This is a genomic window from uncultured Rothia sp. (assembly GCF_916049665.1).
Lineage (GTDB): Bacteria > Actinomycetota > Actinomycetes > Actinomycetales > Micrococcaceae > Rothia.
On the sequence record NZ_CAJZIE010000014.1, the window covers coordinates 1 to 17,432 of the forward strand.

Below are 17,432 nucleotides of genomic sequence, written 5' to 3' on the forward strand. Positions count from 1 at the left end.
ACCCGCCCTCGCTTCGCTTCGGGCACCCTGATGTCACTTTCGGACGATACCGCCTTTCCGCGCTGGGGTACTGTGCGGGTGCGGCCGTGTTTTCCGGATGCGCCCTCAGGGTGTCAGCCCGGACGCTCTCCGATGCGGAGCGAGGAGGGGCGGAGCGTCCGGGTGACGGGTGCCCCTGCGTAGGCGCGGAGGAAATATGCGGCGCCCCGCCCTTCATACTCAGAACGAAAACGAAGAACGCTCCGTCCGTATCACCCAGATACAGACGGAGCGTTCTTTTTAAAGCATGGCTTGGTTGGTTATAGCCTACTCAGTAACGCCCAGGTGAGTCAGCAAGAATGCGTAATCCCACGCGATCTCGCGCCAACGCGTATACCTGCCGGAACCACCACCGTGACCGCCCGACATGTCAATCTTCAACAGCGGCACCGGCGACGACGGGTCAATCTGCTCACGCAGCGCCGCAATCCACTTGGCGGGCTCCACGTAGAGCACGCGGGTGTCGTGCAAGCTCGTCACCGCGGCAATCGCCGGGTAGCGGACCGGGCGGATGTTCTCGTACGGGGTGTACGACTTCATGTAGGCGTAGACCTCGGGGTCCTCAATCGGGTTGCCCCACTCTTCCCACTCCATCGCCGACAGCGGCAGCTCCGGGTCGAGGATGGTGGTCAGCGCATCCACGAACGGCACGGCTGCCAGGCAGGCGGCGTACTTTTCGGGGGCGAGATTCAGCACGGCACCCATGAGCAGGCCGCCCGCGCTACCGCCGTAGCAGCCGATACGCGCCTCATCAGCCCAAGGCTTAGCCGCAATGTAGCTGGTGACGTCCACGAAGTCGGTGAAAGTGTTCTTCTTCGCGAGCTTCTTGCCGTTCTGGTACCAGGAGCGGCCCATCTCGCCGCCGCCGCGAATATGCGCGATGACGTAGATGACGCCGCGGTCCAGGATCGACAGCATCGGGATGGAGAACATCGGGTCCATGGACGACTCGTAGGAGCCGTAACCGTACTGGATGACCGGGTGGGGCTGGCTCATGTCCAGGTCAGCGCGGTGAATCACCGAAATCGGGATGAGCGTGCCGTCCGCCGCCGGTGCCCAGTCGCGGTAGGCGCGGTAGTCCTCGCGGTTGTAGCCGCCCAGCACCGGGGTTTCACGGCGCAGCAGCAGGGTCTGCGACATGGGGAAGTAGTCGTAGACGCGGCGCGGGGTTAGGTACGAGGTGTAGGCGATGCGCAACACGGGGGAGTAGTTCTCTGCACGCAGTACGGATGCGGTGTACAGCTCCTCGTCGAAACCGGCGGGCTCCATGAAGGTCACACCGGCGGGGCGGCGACGGCGCCACTGGATGGGCAGCTGCTCACGCGGTGCAAGGAAGATGCGGGTGGTCGTGTCTGCGCGGGCGGTGACGACCAGGTGCGTTGCGGTGAAGGTGAAGCCCTCCAGACGCACGTGCTCGCTGTGGCGGATGACGGGTACCCAACGCTGCGCGTACTCCTCGAGGCTTTCGCCCTCGCGGGGCATATCTGCAAGCACCAGCTCGGAGTTCAGCGCATTGTAGTCGTGCTGAATGAGCAGGTGCTGCTCGCCGGCAATGTTGAGCGGCTCAGCGTAGTATTCGATGCCCGCGCTCTTGGGGATGAGCAAGGTCGGCTCGCCCTTGGGTTCGCGGGTGGGGACGATGCGCACCTCCGTGTACTCGGAGTTCGAGCTGGTGAGCACCACGGAGGAACGGTCGGAGCTCATGGCCGCCGAGAGCCACATGGTGTTGTCCGGCTCTTCGTAGATGAGGTGATCTTCGGTGCCCTGTCCGACGTCGTGCACGTAGACACGCCAGGGGCGCCAGGAATCGTCAGGGACCACGTAGATGAGCTGTTCGGCGTGGTTGATGAAGAAGGAGCCAGCCGCAATGTTGGGGATGGTGTCTTCGAGGAAAGTGCCGGTTTCCATGTTGAGGAAGCGCTGCTCGTAGCGTTCGTCGCCCTTCTCATCCACGGAGATGCTCAGCAACTTGCCGTTACGTGCCGGCTGGAAGCTACCGAGGGAGAAGAACTCCATGTCCTTGGCGTATTCGTTGCAGTCGAGGATGACGACCTCACCCTCGAGCACCTCACCAGGGGTGACGGTCGGCGGGGTGTAGCGCACCACCTCGTCGCCCTCGTGCAGGGCGGGGTAGCGGTAGAAGACGGGGTACTGGCCGCCGGGCACCATGCGGCTGTAGTACCACCAGTCACCGATACGGTTCGGGACGGTCAGATCCGACAGCAAGGTGCGGTTCTTAATCTCGTTGAAGATGGACTCGCGGAGGGGCTGCTGGTCTGCGGTGACAGCTTCGGTGTATTCGGCTTCTGCCTTGAGGTAGTTGAGGACCTCTTCGCTTTCCTTGTCGCGGAGCCATTCGTAGTGGTCGATGAAGACGTCGCCGTGGTGTTCGCGGCGGTGCTCGACCTTCTTCGGTACGGGCGGGGTGAGGTTCTGTTCAGCCATGCTGCCACCTCTTTCAATGAGTTATGGGTTTGTGAATGGTGTGTGCCGTCTGCGCCCGCGTTCCTGCGCCGCCGCGGTGACAGTGCGGGTGTGCGGGGGACTGTGGGCACGCCTAGTTCTAGTGTATCGAAGAGTGAGGCAGGCTACTATATTGCGGCTTGTACGGGGTTGCCCGGCTCAGCCTGTGGAAGCCCCGCCGAAGTCTCACCGAAGCCTCGCCGCAACGTGCGCTTTCGGCGGCTAGTTGGCGCGCCCCTTAATGGACATGAGGGTGCGGCGCCCCGCCTTGTTCGCCTTCGTGAAGGCGCGGTTACTCTGCCGGTACTCGCGCTCCTGAGAGCGTAGACGCAGGCGCGCAGATTCCGCCATCATCCTGCGGTAGCGTTCGAAGCGCTCGGGGTCGAGGGTGCCGTCGGCGAGCGCCTGCTGCACCGCGCATCCGGGTTCGGAGCTGTGGGAGCAGTCGCTGTACCGGCAGGCGGAAGCGTAGCTGGAGACGTCGTCGAAGGTTTCGTCAATGGCGGCGCTATCGCTCGTGGCGGCGAGCGCTCGCACGCCCGGGGTGTCAATCAGCACTGTGCCGAGTGAGGGCTCTGTGCCGGATTCTCCAGCACCGGGCAGAACAATCATCTGGCGGCTGGTGGTGGTGTGGCGCCCCTTGCCGTCGGCATCGCGAACCGCGGAGGTTGCTTGCACCCGGTTTTCTGAGCTGTCCTCGCGGGGGTCAACTCCGGGGTTGAGCAGGGCGTTAACCAGGGTGGATTTACCGGCACCGCTGCGGCCCAGGAACGCGGCGGTACGCCCTGCGACGAGTTCCGCGACCGGTGCGGGGTCGTAGCCGTTATCCGTGCAGACGGTGAGCACCGCATCCACGCCGCTACCCAGGGACTCCCGATACCCGGCGAGCTGTTCCGCCGTCACCAAATCGCCCTTGGTGAGAATCAGCGCGACCTGCACCCCGGAAGCGTGCGCCAGGGCGGTGTAGCGTTCGATTCGCCCGATGGACGGCTCGGGGAAGCACGGCTCAACAATGCAGAGCATATCCACGTTAGCGGCAACAGGCTGATCCGAGGATTCGCGGGTGGCGCTGGGGCGGGTGAGGTAGCTTCGGCGGGGCAGAATCGCGAGGGGCTTATGCTCCGCGGGCTGGCTATCGCTACCGGTCCCGGGGATGGGCTGGGCGAGCACCCAGTCGCCCACGACGGGGTATTCCTCTTCGCCGTAGTCGTTCTCGACCGGACGCAGGGGAGCGGAGAGCTTCACGAGTTCGCCCTGCTCGCAGGTTAGTAACTCGCAGCGGGTGCGGTGCACGGCGCTGACGCGGGCGAGGGTGAAATCCTCGAGAGTACCGTTGAGGGTGAACGCGGCGCGGATTGCTGAGCCCCGCCAGGAGGGGTCGAAGCCGAGGGTCTCTAAGGTGTATGAGGCGGGAGTAACGGTCACAGGAATAGTCTTTCTGGATTGCGGCGCCCGGTTGGTTGTCATACCCGGATAGCGCGCCGGGGAGGGGGCGTTTAAAAGGTTCGTTCTTTTTATCTCGGATTCAGGTCTTATAGCAGCGAGGCGCGGGCACCGGCGCGGATGCGGCGGGCGGCAAGGAAGGTCAGCCCCAACCCCACTGCGGCGTAGAGTACCGCCAGTGCCGCGTCTGCCGCCAGGGACGCGAAGAGCTCCGGGGTGGCGCCGTCCGCGATACCGCTAGAGGCGTCTAAAGCCTGCACCAGCCGGGAGCCGGGAACCCAGGAACACAGCCACGCAAGCCACGCGGGGTAGGTGCTCACCGGAACGATCACACCCGCGCTGACCGGCAGAATAATCGACAGGAAATTCGACCCCGTGTACGGATCGGACAGGTACAGGCCCAGCCCGGCAGCAAAAATGCCCAGGCAGACCCCGCCCAAAACCGCAACCGGCATCAGCGCAATGGCGCCGAGCAGAAGCCCAGAGGTCGCCCCGGTGGAGGGCGCAGTGAGGGATAGCAGCCACACGATGCCCACATTGCTCAGCCCCGTCACGGAAGCCAGCAACGCGGGTACCGCCGCCGCGCCCAGCCAGTAGCCCGCATCCACCGGGCGTGCCGTGCAGACGTACTCGAAGACGCCAATCCACCGGTCGGTAGCGACGCGCGCGACAATGCCGGCGGCCACCGAGCTGAGGGTGGCAATCAGTGCGGTCGCGCAGCCGATGCGCACAGTATCGTTTGCGGCGAGGTCGGCACCCAGAAGCACCGTGAAAAGCACGTTGAGGCCCGGCACGAGCACCAGGGTCGTAATAGCCGTTCCCAAGGTTGCGAAGGTAATGGACGACGACCAGCCAATAGAGGCGGTCGACAGTGCCCGACGCACCACGCCGGGCAGGGAATCAATAACACGCACGCTACATCGCCCCCAGGGTGCCGCGACGACGGGCGGAGGCGAGAGCCTTCCGAGCAAAGAGGAAAGCACATACCGCCCAGATGAAGCTCACGGCGAGCGTCTGGATTACGGGTAGGAGCACATCTGCCGGGGTGTTTATGGCAGTACGCCCAAGAAGCAGGTGCACCGGCGCCTGCAGGGGAATGAGCGCACCCGCGGCATCCAGCCAGGCGGGCGCCTCAACGGTCGTGAAAAGAACCCCGGAAAGAATAAACACAGGCACGAGGAGCAGCTCCTCATAGGCGATAGCGTTCGGCGTCGCCACAAAGAACACCGCAATCATGAACGTGACCGACAGACAGGCAATCCACAGCATGGGAACACCCAGAACATAGCGCGGCCAGAGGGCAGAAAAGTCCGTGACCTGCGGGTTAAGCGTTACGAGAGCCCAAACCGCCCACGATAGAGGCAAAGCCGCCAGACCCACAATGGAGGCGCTCGAAACGATAGCCGCCAGTACCCGCACCGGAGAAATCGACCCCGAGCACAGATAGACGAGGGTCCCACGGAAACGCTCAAAATTGATGATGCCCGCAGACACAATGCAGACCGACCACATGCCCACAATGCCCGCGCGGGTCCACGCCAGGGTCGGGTTAACGGAGTGACCCGCGGAGCTCTGCGCCGCCGCATGCACGGCGAGTGCTTGAAGGATGACCGACCCGAGCACCGTGCTAATAAGCAGCTGAATAAAGTACGGGACCGTCAGGAATTGCCGCAGGCTAAAGCCCATGAGCCGCAGCTGGCGGGCGCATTCCTGTCTCAGGTCGTACTGCTGGTCCTGGGACTCCTCCGCACTTTCAACACCGTGCGCACCTTGTGCGTTCATCGCTTGAGCCCCTCCGCCATCGCCAGGTATGCCTCTTCCAGGGTCGCCGGGCGCGTGTACGGTTCGGTACGCGCCCCGATGCGTGAGGCGGCAAGCCCCTCCGCCAGGATGCGGTGTGCCTCGCCCGCCTCGAACGTGGTGCGCTCGCCATGCCAGTAGAGGGTCAGCTCCCAGCCGGATCCGCGCGGGGCAAAAAGTACTGTCGCCCGATCGCCGAGGAAGCTGCGCAACGCATCGAGACCCTCGGTGGCGGTGGCCTCGACCTGTACCACGGTCGTGGCGGCAATACCTGCGTGCGCGGCAACGTCCTCGAGGCTACCGCTCACGGCGACAGAACCGGCGCCCAAAACGGTGATGGTATGCGCCAAATCCTCGATTTCGCCCAGCAGGTGACTCGTCAGCAGAACGGCAGCGCCGTCCTCCGCGAGGGACCGGATCAGCGCGCGCACGGTCAGGGCGATATCGGGATCGAGCCCGTTGGTCGGCTCATCCAGCAGAAGCAGGGAAGGGGAACCGAGCAGCGCGCGGGCAATATGCAGGCGCTGCTTCATACCGCGGGAAAACTCCTGGACGGGCCGCGTTGCCGCGTCGGTAAGTTCCACACGAGCTAGGGCGTGGTCCACCTCGTGCCGTCGAGATCGCCCGGAAACCCCCGCAACATCCGCAAAGAAGAGTAGGTTATCGCGGGCACTGGCGCGCGGGTAGAAACCGCTGTCTCCGCCGAGTGCGAGACCCACGTGACGGCGAGCCCGCTGCGGGTGAGCGATAGCGTCAACGCCATTCACGGTGAGGCTACCGCTGGTGGGTGTGAGCAGGGTCGAGCACATCTGCACGGTCGTCGTTTTGCCCGCACCGTTGGGGCCGAGGAGGGCGTGAATTTCGCCGGAGCTAACGCGAAGCGACACCCGGTCGACGGCGGTAAAAGCGTTTTCACCTTTGCCAAAGACGCGGCTGAGCTGCGCGGCGTCAAGAACAAGAGACATGGTAGGTAACCTTCGGGTATGACCCTCTGGCCCCTGTACCGGAGGGAAGCTGGGCAGGATAAACGGCGGAGTGCGCCGCGCCCTGCGTGAATGTATGTGTAGTCAGCGTTGTAGTCTCAGTGTACCGAAAAGCGCGGATAAAAGTGATGGGGGTTACTGTATGTGGAAGGGGGTCTCCAAACCCCTCGATTGCCGCCCGGTATTGTCACCAACGTTTTGTTGCAGGCGGGTTTTTGTTACGGACGTTAAAAAACGTCATCTTTGCAATGAAATGTCTTAAAGTACCGCGCACCCACAAACCTCTTGACCCCGCCCCGTGCCCTGTGACACTCTAAATAACAGGTCAAGAGCGCCAGCGATAAGCCCCAGCTAGCTGGCCGGCAACCCTCCTCCGCGGTGGGGTGCCCTGGGTGAAGACCGGGCGGCACGCACAAGCGTGACGCAAGCGCGGGACCGATGTGACCGAAACCGGTACATCAATCGTGACAGGACCATTCGACGACGATTCCTGTACCAATCGGCATGCGGCCCCCTAACTATCCCCTTAGGAGAGCCACGCATGAGCAACAACACTACCGTCCCGACTCCCGCCAACCCCGCCGGTTGGAAGTTCGAAACCCGCCAGATCCACGCAGGTCAGGCGCCGGATGCAGCAACGGGAGCTCGGGCACTACCCATCTACCAGACCACTTCCTTCGTCTTTGACAGCGCCGAGCAGGCAGCGAACCGTTTCGCCCTCGCCGAGCTGGGCCCCATCTACACTCGCCTCAACAACCCCACCCAGGAAGCTATCGAAAACCGTATCGCCTCCCTGGAAGGCGGCGTTGGCGCGCTGCTGCTGGCATCCGGTCAGGCAGCTATCACCTACGCAATCCTGAACATTGCCGGTGCCGGTGACCACGTGGTCGCCTCGCCCTCCGTGTACGGCGGCACCTACAACCTGCTCAAGTACACCCTCGCCGACCTCGGTATCGAAACCACCTTCGTTGAGGACCCGGACGACCTGGACGCATGGCGCGCCGCAGTCCGCCCCAACACCAAGCTCTTCTACGGCGAGTCCGTGCCCAACCCCCGCAACGACGTGCTCGACATCGAGCCCATCGCCGCAATTGCGCACGAGAACGGTGTGCCCCTGATCGTGGACAACACCGTACCCACCCCCTACCTGCTGCGCCCCATCGAGCACGGCGCGGACGTGGTGGTCCACTCCGCAACCAAGTACCTGGGTGGCCACGGCACCTCCATCGGCGGTGTGATTGTTGACTCCGGTAACTTCGACTACGGTGCAGACCCCGAGAAGTTCCCCAAATTCAACCAGCCCGCCCCCGGCTACCACGGCCTGGTCTACGCACGCGACCTGGGCAAGGACTCCGCATTCGGCGCGAACCTCTCCTACATCCTGAAGGCACGCGTCTCCCTACTGCGCGACACCGGCGCCGCAATCTCCCCGACCAACGCCTTCAACATCGGCATCGGCCTGGAGACCCTCTCCTTGCGCATCGAACGCCACATTGAGAACGCCACTAAGGTCGCCCACTGGCTCGAAGCAAACCCGCAGGTCGACAGGGTTATCTGGGCTGGCGTGGAATCCTCCCCCTGGTACGAGCGCGCACAGAAGTACCTGCCCAAGGGCCCCGGCGCGGTGCTCGGCTTCACCCTCAAGGGCGCAACCCTGGAGCAGACCCGCGACTTCGTGGATGCACTGAAGCTGCACTCCAACGTGGCGAACATCGGTGACGTGCGCTCGCTCGTGATTCACCCCGCCTCCACCACCCACTCCCAGCTTTCCGCTGAGGAGCTGGAGAAGATTGGCGTGTACCCGAACTTCGTCCGCCTGGCAGTCGGTATTGAGAACATCGACGATATTCTCGCCGACCTGCAGCTGGGCTTCGACACCCTCTCCTAAACGGTGATGCAACCCGCAGGTGGACCGGAAAGACTACGGTTTTTCGGTCCACCTGCGGATTCCCTGTTACAGCACTTTTCGTAGCGGGTAGCGTTGGCTGCCCCGTCAGTACTTGAGTCCGCAGGAGCGTACCCGCTCACACCCGGCACTATCCCGCCGGCCAACCCCGTGGAGGGAACCCTATGACTACCCCGCTCAACTCCACCACTACCAACCAGCCTGTTACCGCACCCATCCCCGTGGCGGGCACCCAGCGCGAGCATCCCGAAGCGCAAGGCTACCTGCGTCAGCTGAACATCGGCGACCTGGAGCTCGAATCCGGCGTAACCCTGCCGCAGGTCACCATCGGCTACGAAACCTGGGGCACCCTCAACGATGCTGGCGATAACGCCATCCTGATTCTGCACGCGCTCACCGGTGACACGCATGTTTCTCGCGGCGTGCCCACCCCCGACATGCCCGCCCCGCTGATTCGCGCTATCGAATCGGACGGCTGGTGGGAAGGCATCGTGGGCCCCGGCTCGGTCGTGGACACTAATCGCTACTTCGTGATTGCCCCCAATATTCTGGGCGGCTGCTACGGCTCCACCGGCCCGGCAAGCATCATTCCCGAGGGCTACCCGGGTGCCGGCGAGCACTGGGGTTCCCGCTTCCCGCAGGTCAGTATCCGCGACTCGGTACGTGCGGAGGCGCACCTGGCTCGTGCCCTGGGCGTGACCAGCTTCCGCTACGTAATTGGTGGTTCCCTCGGTGGCGCTCGCGCACTGGAGTGGGCGGCGACTAACCCCGAGCTGGTACGCGGATGCGCGGTCATCGCCTCCGGTCCTTCGGCTACTGCTGAGCAGATTTCCTGGGCTCACACCCAGAACATTGCAATTCGTTCGGACGCGAACTTTGCCGGCGGCGACTACTACAACGGTCCCGCGCCGACTGCGGGTCTTGCCTTGGCGCGCCGTATTGCGCACACCACCTACCGTAGCCCAGCCGAGCTGGAGCACCGCTTCGGTCGCGAGGAAAACCGCGGCGAAAGCACCGTGGGTGGCTCCCTGGGTGAGCCGCGCGGTCGCTACGCCATCGAAAGCTACCTGGACCACCACGGCGCCAAGCTGGTTGAGCGTTTTGACGCGAACAGCTACCTGGCGGTTAACGAGGCGCTGATTTCGCACGATGTGGCTCGTGGCCGCGGCACCCTGGCGCAGGCGCTGGCGCACACCGATTGTGAGTGGACCATTGCGGCGGTGAATACGGACCGTCTATTCTTCCCGCACGAGTCGCACCGTCTCGCGGAGGCGTTGCCCACCCCGGTTACCGTGGACATTATTGAGTCGAACCATGGCCATGATGGCTTCCTGATCGAGGCGAAGCAGGTGGAGAAGATTCTGGCGCGCGCCCTGGGCGTTGAAGATGAATCCGCCGCCCCGAGTGAGGCGCAGCGTGAACGTGAAGCTTTGGAATCGATGACTCGTCTGTACGGCGCTGTTACTCGCTAACTCAACCGGCACCCGAAGGCGTTTCACGCATCCTGCTGAATGTTGTTTTATCCAAACAGTGGGTGTGGGATTGTGAGGGAATGAATGGGTATTCTCAACTGTCCTTCCGCTCACCGTGAATTAACCTTCACCCTTAGGGTTATGTAATAGAATGCCGGGCGTTCGTATGATGCGAGCGTCCGGCATTTTTTCTATCTTTATGAAGTGTGTTGTGCCAAGTCAGGGAATATTTTCCGGTTTTCCGGGTGCTTTGCGAAACCTCCGCGAGATACCGCGGAAGTAGCCTCCTGTTGCACTGGAAGGTAAGGGTTCTCGGTTTGCTTTAGACCCGCTCTAACCCCATAGCATTAAAGTTGTGGTAAGCATTCAAGAGGTAGCGGAGCAGTTGGGGGTGAGCACCCACGCCCTGCGCTATTACGAGAAAGAGGGGCTCATTGCTGTGCCCCGTGATGCTCACGGAACTCGCGTTTTTGACGAGGAGTCCATCTCCTCGGCACGGTTTATTGCTACCTGCCGTCAGGCCGGAATGAGTCTTGCCGACATTCGCACGATTTTGAGCAATCCGGACGACCACGCCCTATCTATTGATGTGATGGAGCGTGCCCGTCAGAAGATTGAGGATGAGATTGTGGGGTTGCAGCAGAACCTTGAGCACCTGGATCGCCGTATTCAGGAGCACCGCCGTCACCTCGACGGCACCCGCTAGGTAACTAGTCTTCTGCAGACGCGTATAAACGCCCGGTATTCCCAACGTTGGGAATACCGGGCGTTTTTCTGTGCTCAGCTAATCATGCTCAGCTGCTCGTGTTCAACTACTCAAGCTCAGACACGAGGTATCTTTACCCCGAAAGTCTACCCCCAAGTAGTTTTCTCCGGATCAACACCGTGTGCACGAGCGTTCTCAAAGATGACCTCCCGCAGCCACTCCGCAAGCCCGGGTGCAAGCTTCTCGTAGTAAGCCTTGAAGCGGGCATCCTCAACGTAGCCGCGAGCCAAAATAGTGTGCTTAGCGGGGGTCACCTCAAAGAAGAACAGGGAGGCGCGGTGCCGCTCGGCGAGCGCATTCGCCTCCTCGCTACCCGGCTTCACGCCGCGGTTGAACGCCTCGACGAGGGCCTGTTCCACCTCCTCAACCTGCTGTTTGCCGTTCTGCCAGTCGGCACGGTTCATCGTTGCAGTACGGCGCTGGTACTCGGCCCAGTCGTCAGTTTTTCCGTAACGCTCCTGCGCCTCCTGCTGGTGGGTGAGGCTGAACCCCTCACCCATAATTTCTGCTTTTTCGGCAGCGCTGAGCTGCTCATTCTTAGGTGCCATAGCGTCCTCCAAAAGGTGTTCGATGGTTTCAAGCATGCGCCCGTACGCGACGATTTTGCGTTGAAGCATATCCCGTTGAGCGAGTAGGTGCTCGGTACTGTTCGCTTCGTCCTGCAGTATGTTGTGAATGGCGTCAAGGCTCATGCCGGTGGCGCGGTATCCCATGATGACGGTGATTCGTTCAAGATCTGCATCGGTGTAGTATCGGTACCCGTTGAACTCATCGTGTGCCGGGTTGAGTAGGCCTCGTTGCTCCCAGTGGTGCAGGGTGCGGACTGTTAGCCCGTGCAATGATGCCGCTTCTCCTACCGTGTATTCATGCTGCCCGTCAGGCGGTGTTATGTTCGCGTCCATGGTTTCACTGTAGAACCTGACGTTAGGTGAGGGTCAAGCTAGCGGCGGAACCCGCGGTGCAGGTTTGTGGGGGAGTCCTCGCTAAGATGGGTGCATGAGCGAAAACAAATACGTCGTCGAATACACCCGCCCCGAGAACGAACGCGCAGGCACCCACCTGGTGCTCATGCTGCACGGCTACGGCTCCCAGGAGCACGACCTGCTGTCCCTGGCAGCGCACCTTCCGCAGGAGGGCTTCACCTACGCCTCCATGCGCGCACCGCAGCCGGTTGGCACCCAGTTCTCCGCGGACTCGACCGGCGCCTACATTGCTGCGGACGCTATCGGCTACCAGTGGTACCCGCTGAACCAGCAGCTCGAATCTGACCAGCGCGCCATTGAACAGGCGAGCGACTACGTGCTGGAGTGGGTGCGCGCAAACCGTGAACCGTACGCTTCGGTGACCCTGCTGGGCTTCTCGCAGGGCATGGGCATCGCAACCTCGATGGTGCGTCACGCCCCCGGCGAGTTTGCCGCCGTGGTGGGCCTGTCCGGCTACGCGGTGGACTCCGACTCGCCCTATTTCAAGGACGAGGAGCTCAAGGAAACCCAGCTGCCGGTGTTCTTCGGTCGCGACCAGGAAGACCCCGTCATCCCGCAGGAGATGGTGAACTACACCTACGACTGGATCCGCAAGTACACCGACGGCATTAAGGTGCTGTACGCCGGTATCGGCCACGGCGTTGGCCCCATGGAGATTCGCCATGTGGGCGAGTTCCTGGAGGTGAAGGTGCAGGGTAAGGAGCCGCGTATTCGTGCGCAGAAGGTTGCGGAGGCGACCGGCACCGCTGACGGCTCTGACGCGTAAATCGATTAAACGTAAAGCCCCCGGGTCATCAACTCGGGGGCTTTACGTTTAGCTTTTGCGTCCATGTGGGATACGGCGTTCCGGTTGCTTCCGTTTGAAAGGCGGTTATCGTCCTCGTTCCTACAGGGCTGGGTGGGTGGGATGCTATACCCTTCCTCCGCTCCTGCAGGGGCACCCGCCGCACCCGGACGCTCCGCCCTCTCCTTGCTTCGCTGCGGAGAGCGCCCGGGGCGGCACCCTGATGTCGCTTCCGGAGGGTATAGCTACCCCGGCTGTCCGCAGTACGCGACTTGGTGCGCGCGGAGGGGCGGTGTCGTCCGTAGTGACATCAGGGTGCCCGAAGCGAAGCGAGGGCGGGTTCCCTGTAGGAACGAGGACGTACACTGTCCCCTCAAGCTTTCGCGTTAAGGGGAGTGCTAGTCCTCGTGCGCAACCTTCACGGTCACGCCGTTAAAGCTGACGGTGTCGCCGGGGTGCAGCTGCTTGCCGCGTGCTTCTTCAATGTCGCCGTTGACCTTGACCAGGCCGTGCTGAATGACCTCGCGTGCCTGCGCACCGTCCTCTACGAGGTTGGCGAGCTTGAGGAACTGGCCGAGGCGGATCATGTCGTCGCGAATAAAAATTTCTTCCATGCTTCCTAGTTTATCCCGCCGGGTGCATCCTGGTGTTCGGCAAAAATGGGGGAGTGGTGGGCCGGGTGGGCATACCCAGGGGCGGGTTGGTGATGGTACCCTAGTGTCTTGCATCAAAAAGTGTGCATATTGCGCCGATGAGCGCGAATGCGGGCGCCCCGTTCTGGGCGGCGTCCCTTATGAACCCGAACTCACGCACGTCACAGCCGGTGGCGGGGCAGAAGGAGTAACTATGGCTGAAAAGTCCACCCTCGATAACGTTATTGCGCTCGCGAAGCGCCGCGGCTTTGTTTTCCAGGCCGGTGAAATTTACGGCGGTTCCCGCTCCGCATGGGACTACGGCCCCCTCGGTGCAGAACTGAAGGAAAACATCCGTCAGCAGTGGTGGCAGCGTTTCGTCCGCTCCCGTGCGGACATGGTTGGCCTGGATTCCTCCGTTATTCTGCCTCGTGCGGTGTGGGAGGCGTCCGGTCACGTGGCGACCTTCACCGACCCGCTGGTTGAGTGCCTGTCGTGCCACAAGCGTCTGCGTCAGGATCACCTGCTGGAGAACTTTGAGGCGAAGAAGGGCCGCGCGGCTGAGGGCATGGAAGAGATTGCTTGCCCGAACTGCGGTACTCGTGGTGAGTGGACTGAGCCGCAGAACTTCTCCGGTCTGATGAAGACTTACCTGGGCCCGGTTGATAATGAGGAGGGTCTGCACTTCCTGCGCCCGGAGACCGCTCAGGGTATTTTCGTGAACTTCAACAACGTGGTCACTGCTTCTCGTAAGCGCCCGCCGTTCGGTATTGGCCAGATTGGTAAGTCGTTCCGTAACGAGATCACTCCCGGTAACTTTATTTTCCGTACTCGTGAGTTCGAGCAGATGGAAATCGAGTACTTCGTGCACCCGGACGACGCTGACAAGTACTTCAACGAGTGGGTTGAGGACTGCTGGAACTGGTTCGTTGACCTGGGCATCAACCCGGACAACATGCGCCGCTTCGACGTTCCCAAGGAAGAGCGTGCACACTACTCGGCTGGCACCATTGACGTTGAGTACCGCTTCGGCTTCCAGGGCTCCGAGTGGGGCGAGCTGATGGGTGTTGCGAACCGTACCGACTACGACCTGGGCGTTCACAACAAGCACTCCAACGCGAAGCTTGAGTACTTCGACCAGGCTACCGGCGAGCGTTACGTGCCGTACGTGATTGAGCCGTCCTTCGGTCTGACCCGCTCCATGATGGCGTTCCTCGTTGACGCATACGTTGAGGACGAGGCACCCAACACCAAGGGTGGCGTGGACAAGCGCGTCGTGCTGAAGCTTGACCCGCGCCTGGCACCGGTCAAGGCTGCTGTTCTGCCGCTGTCCAAGAAGGCTGAACTGTCTGAGCCGGCAACCAAGCTGGCGAACGAGCTGCGCGGCCTGTGGAACGTGGACTACGACGAGGCGGGCGCTATTGGTCGCCGTTACCGCCGCCAGGATGAGATCGGTACCCCGTTCTGCATCACCGTGGACTTCGATACCCTCGAGGATCAGGCTGTGACCATCCGCGAGCGTGACACCATGAACCAGGAGCGTGTGGCTCTGAATCAGGTGAAGTCCTACCTGGCTGCACGCCTGGCAGGCTAAAAATATTCATCACACGGTCGGCGGGTAGCCTCTTAGAGCGAAAGAGGCTACCCGCCGTCGTGTATTTGGGCTACCCTGGTTAGACTGATTGGCACGATAGACGCGAGCGAAGGAAGGCACACGGATATGGCTGAACGCCTTAGCGAAAAATTTGAGATTCGCCCCTGGCAGGAGGGTGATGACCTTGCCCTGCTTGAAATCTGGAACTCTGCCCGCAATGAGGTTGAGGAGCGCCAGCGTGGCCTTTTCGGCCCGGATACGGATGCGCCGTTTAGCCGCACTCTGGTGGTGACTGTTTCGGGTGTTCCGGTGGCGGCGGGTACCGTGGTGGCTTCGCTGCTGCATCCGGCGCGTCTGTGGTCGTATGTTGAGGTGGCGGCTGATCACCGCCGTCAGGGTATTGGTACCGCGCTGCTGAATGCGCTGCGTGAGATTGCGGCGGCGCACGGTCAGACCACTGCTCTGCGCGTGAAGCTAGCGCCGTTTAGCGACGGTGAGGAGTTCGCGCAGGCTGCCGGCATGAAGCTGATTCAGCGCTCCCGTATGGTGCGTGTGGAGCCGGGCGCGATTCCCCCGGTGTCTCTGCGTGAGGATGCTGACGGTAACGAGACTCAGGCGATTGAGGATTTGGCGACCGGTTCGGTGGAGCTGACTTCTGCGCTGTGGAATTTTTACCGCCGCGCTCACGAGTGGGATGTGCCCGCCGAGGTGGGTCTGGGTACCGTGAACCGCTACTTCCTCTCGGATGAGGTGCGCGCTTTTGGTGCCGTGGTGCTTCGCGACCATATTCGTGAGGCGGCTGCTGAGGGTAAGAAGGGCCCGATTGTGGCGTTTGCGGTGAGCTACCACCCCTTCGAGACCGACCCGGAGGCGGCGCTGGTAAACGAGAACACTGCCACCGAGCTGCTGCTGGGCTACGACTTCGATAATGAGGGCGCTGTGGAGGCGATTATGCAGGTGCTGTCCCTGCTGAGCGCTAAGTACCCGGTGCTGGTTGAGGTTGATGACGCCATGGAGGCGCTGGTTCAGGTGACCGACGTGCTGCTGCGTGCCGGCACTGCTTCGGTGGAGGGTGACCCGACCTATATTTACGTGACCGAGTAGGTTCTCGGGTAGATTCCGAGTAGATGCTCGGTACTGAGCCTGCTGGCTGGCTCTTGCTGAGAGGGGCGGGGGAGTGGAATGCTTCCCTGCCCCTTTTTTTGTGTGCTGCCCCTTTCGCGTACCTGCGCTCGCCGCCGACTACCGCCGCCGGGCGCCTCTGCGGCTCAGCATGCACCGCGCCTCCAAAAAATCCGCCTGCGCTGTGCCTCTGTACCCCGTCAGCTGAGTCCGGTTCTCGATTTGCCCCCGTATGCCACAATATAGGGGTGAATTCTGAAGCACCCCGTCTTACCCTTCCGCCCCTGAAACTGGGCAAACTGACCGTTGATACTCCCGTGGTTCTCGCCCCGATGGCTGGCGTGACCAATAAGGCTTTCCGTCGCCTCTGCAGTGAATATGGCGGCGGCCTGTACGTTACCGAGATGGTGACTGCGCGCGCCCTCGTGGAGCGTAAGCCCGAGTCCATGCGCATTATTGAGCATGACCCGGACGAGAAGATCCGCTCCATCCAGATTTATGGTGTGGACGCGGTCAACGTCGGTAAGGCTGTGCGCATGGTCGTTGAAGAGGACCGTGCCGACCACATTGACTTGAACTTTGGCTGCCCGGCTCCTAAGGTGACTCGCCGCGGTGGCGGTGCCGCCCTGCCCTGGAAGACTGACCTGTTCACGGCGATTGTGCAGACCGCGGTGAAAGAGGCGTCCCGCAACGATATTCCGCTGACCATTAAGATGCGCAAGGGCATCGACGACGACCACATTACGTTCTTGGAGTCCGCCAAGATTGCGCGTGATGCCGGTGTTGCGGCGATTGCTCTGCACGGTCGTACTGCGGCTCAGCATTATTCGGGTAAGGCTGACTGGGATTCCATTGCGCAGCTGCGCGAGCTGATTCCGGACGTGCCGATTCTGGGTAATGGCGATATTTTCTCCGCTGAGGATGCGGTGCGCATGGTTGAGCAGACCGGCGTGGACGGCGTGGTGATTGGCCGCGGCTGCCAGGGCCGCCCGTGGCTGTTTGGTGACCTGCAGAATGCGTTTGAGGGTTCGTCGGAGCGTATCCGCCCGACTCTGACTGAGGTGTCGGACATGATTTACCGCCATGCAGAACTGCTGGTGGAGACTTTCGGCGATGAGACCCGAGGCCTGCGCGAGATTCGCAAGCACGTGGCGTGGTACTTCAAGGGCTACCCGGTTGGCGGCGAGCTACGCGCGAAAATGGCTCAGGTGCCCGACCTGGCGACCTTCCGTGAGCTGATTGCTCAGCTGGACCACTCGATTGGTTACCCGGGTGCCGCCGTGGAGGGTTCGCGCGGTCGCGCCGGCAGCCCCAAACAGCCGCACCTGCCCGACGGCTGGCTGGATTCGCGCATCCTCGGCGATGCTGAACGTCTGGGCCTGGCGGAGGCTGAGCTGGACATTTCCGGCGGCTAACCCCCTGTACTTGTGTGCCGCGGCGTGCTG

The 17,432-nt window shown here is 62.1% G+C and carries 14 protein-coding genes and 1 riboswitch; of the genes, 7 read left to right on the top strand and 7 right to left on the bottom strand.

Features of this window, described 5'->3' with window-relative positions; all coding sequences use genetic code 11:
- Positions 1-306: 306 nt before the first annotated feature.
- The 5 genes from QZ540_RS02400 to QZ540_RS02420 all read right to left on the bottom strand — a co-directional run bounded on the left by QZ540_RS02400 (position 307) and on the right by QZ540_RS02420 (position 6,710).
- Positions 307-2,484 carry a S9 family peptidase gene (locus QZ540_RS02400; protein ID WP_294627454.1) on the bottom strand — a complete coding sequence of 726 codons (2,178 nt, stop codon included), beginning with the start codon at positions 2,482-2,484 and terminating at the stop codon, positions 307-309.
- 240 nt (positions 2,485-2,724) lie between these two features.
- The gene (gene rsgA, locus QZ540_RS02405) at positions 2,725-3,927 is read right to left on the bottom strand and encodes a ribosome small subunit-dependent GTPase A (RefSeq protein ID WP_294627456.1); all 1,203 of its coding nucleotides are present in this window, start codon (positions 3,925-3,927) and stop codon (positions 2,725-2,727) included.
- 107 nt (positions 3,928-4,034) lie between these two features.
- The gene (locus tag QZ540_RS02410; RefSeq protein ID WP_294627459.1) at positions 4,035-4,859 is read right to left on the bottom strand and encodes an ABC transporter; all 825 of its coding nucleotides are present in this window, start codon (positions 4,857-4,859) and stop codon (positions 4,035-4,037) included.
- A 1-nt stretch (position 4,860) separates the two neighbouring features.
- Positions 4,861-5,727, bottom strand: coding sequence for an ABC transporter permease (locus QZ540_RS02415; RefSeq protein ID WP_294627461.1), 867 nt, complete (start codon positions 5,725-5,727; stop codon positions 4,861-4,863).
- Entirely contained in the window at positions 5,724-6,710 is a 987-nt protein-coding gene (locus QZ540_RS02420) for an ABC transporter ATP-binding protein (RefSeq protein ID WP_294627463.1), read from the bottom strand. The genes QZ540_RS02415 and QZ540_RS02420 overlap by 4 nt, the downstream gene beginning before the upstream one ends.
- 341 nt (positions 6,711-7,051) lie before the next feature.
- Positions 7,052-7,164: riboswitch (SAM riboswitch) on the top strand.
- Between the two features lie 105 nt (positions 7,165-7,269).
- On the opposite strand from QZ540_RS02420, the gene QZ540_RS02425 reads away from it, so the two are divergent.
- From QZ540_RS02425 to QZ540_RS02435, 3 genes are all read left to right on the top strand, one after another.
- A complete protein-coding gene (locus QZ540_RS02425; protein WP_294627465.1) occupies positions 7,270-8,616 on the top strand; it encodes a bifunctional o-acetylhomoserine/o-acetylserine sulfhydrylase in 1,347 nt (448 codons plus the stop codon).
- Positions 8,617-8,798: 182 nt separating this feature from the next.
- On the top strand, positions 8,799-10,106 hold the full coding sequence (locus QZ540_RS02430) for a homoserine O-acetyltransferase (RefSeq protein ID WP_294627467.1): 1,308 nt from the start codon (positions 8,799-8,801) through the stop codon (positions 10,104-10,106).
- 355 nt (positions 10,107-10,461) lie between these two features.
- On the top strand, positions 10,462-10,812 hold the full coding sequence (locus tag QZ540_RS02435; RefSeq protein ID WP_070507770.1) for a MerR family transcriptional regulator: 351 nt from the start codon (positions 10,462-10,464) through the stop codon (positions 10,810-10,812).
- A gap of 146 nt (positions 10,813-10,958) precedes the next feature.
- Here the strand turns inward: QZ540_RS02435 and QZ540_RS02440 are convergent, their stop codons facing one another.
- Positions 10,959-11,774 carry a MerR family transcriptional regulator gene (locus tag QZ540_RS02440; RefSeq protein ID WP_294627469.1) on the bottom strand — a complete coding sequence of 272 codons (816 nt, stop codon included), beginning with the start codon at positions 11,772-11,774 and terminating at the stop codon, positions 10,959-10,961.
- Between the two features lie 94 nt (positions 11,775-11,868).
- On the opposite strand from QZ540_RS02440, the gene QZ540_RS02445 reads away from it, so the two are divergent.
- Positions 11,869-12,621 carry an alpha/beta hydrolase gene (locus tag QZ540_RS02445; protein WP_294627471.1) on the top strand — a complete coding sequence of 251 codons (753 nt, stop codon included), beginning with the start codon at positions 11,869-11,871 and terminating at the stop codon, positions 12,619-12,621.
- Positions 12,622-13,037: 416 nt separating this feature from the next.
- Here the strand turns inward: QZ540_RS02445 and QZ540_RS02450 are convergent, their stop codons facing one another.
- Positions 13,038-13,253 carry an RNA-binding S4 domain-containing protein gene (locus QZ540_RS02450; RefSeq protein WP_060823767.1) on the bottom strand — a complete coding sequence of 72 codons (216 nt, stop codon included), beginning with the start codon at positions 13,251-13,253 and terminating at the stop codon, positions 13,038-13,040.
- 232 nt (positions 13,254-13,485) lie between these two features.
- Between QZ540_RS02450 and QZ540_RS02455 the strand changes: the two genes are divergently transcribed.
- From QZ540_RS02455 to dusB, 3 genes are all read left to right on the top strand, one after another.
- Positions 13,486-14,865 carry a glycine--tRNA ligase gene (locus QZ540_RS02455; protein WP_294627473.1) on the top strand — a complete coding sequence of 460 codons (1,380 nt, stop codon included), beginning with the start codon at positions 13,486-13,488 and terminating at the stop codon, positions 14,863-14,865.
- Positions 14,866-14,991: 126 nt separating this feature from the next.
- Positions 14,992-15,969, top strand: coding sequence for a GNAT family N-acetyltransferase (locus QZ540_RS02460; protein WP_294627475.1), 978 nt, complete (start codon positions 14,992-14,994; stop codon positions 15,967-15,969).
- 266 nt (positions 15,970-16,235) lie between these two features.
- Positions 16,236-17,402: a tRNA dihydrouridine synthase DusB gene (gene dusB, locus QZ540_RS02465; protein WP_044150672.1), complete on the top strand. Its 1,167-nt coding sequence runs from the start codon at positions 16,236-16,238 to the stop codon at positions 17,400-17,402.
- Positions 17,403-17,432: the final 30 nt, after the last annotated feature.

What these genes read in the sequence shown, in the direction of transcription:
- QZ540_RS02420 (WP_294627463.1), bottom strand. Translation starts at nt 6,710, where the DNA reads ATGTCTCTTGTTCTTGACGCCGCGCAGCTCAGCCGCGTCTTTGGCAAA.
- QZ540_RS02455 (WP_294627473.1), top strand. Translation starts at nt 13,486, where the DNA reads ATGGCTGAAAAGTCCACCCTCGATAACGTTATTGCGCTCGCGAAGCGC.
- QZ540_RS02400 (WP_294627454.1), bottom strand. Translation starts at nt 2,484, where the DNA reads ATGGCTGAACAGAACCTCACCCCGCCCGTACCGAAGAAGGTCGAGCAC.
- QZ540_RS02445 (WP_294627471.1), top strand. Translation starts at nt 11,869, where the DNA reads ATGAGCGAAAACAAATACGTCGTCGAATACACCCGCCCCGAGAACGAA.
- QZ540_RS02415 (WP_294627461.1), bottom strand. Translation starts at nt 5,727, where the DNA reads ATGAACGCACAAGGTGCGCACGGTGTTGAAAGTGCGGAGGAGTCCCAG.
- QZ540_RS02460 (WP_294627475.1), top strand. Translation starts at nt 14,992, where the DNA reads ATGGCTGAACGCCTTAGCGAAAAATTTGAGATTCGCCCCTGGCAGGAG.
- QZ540_RS02430 (WP_294627467.1), top strand. Translation starts at nt 8,799, where the DNA reads ATGACTACCCCGCTCAACTCCACCACTACCAACCAGCCTGTTACCGCA.
- QZ540_RS02450 (WP_060823767.1), bottom strand. Translation starts at nt 13,253, where the DNA reads ATGGAAGAAATTTTTATTCGCGACGACATGATCCGCCTCGGCCAGTTC.
- QZ540_RS02425 (WP_294627465.1), top strand. Translation starts at nt 7,270, where the DNA reads ATGAGCAACAACACTACCGTCCCGACTCCCGCCAACCCCGCCGGTTGG.
- QZ540_RS02440 (WP_294627469.1), bottom strand. Translation starts at nt 11,774, where the DNA reads ATGGACGCGAACATAACACCGCCTGACGGGCAGCATGAATACACGGTA.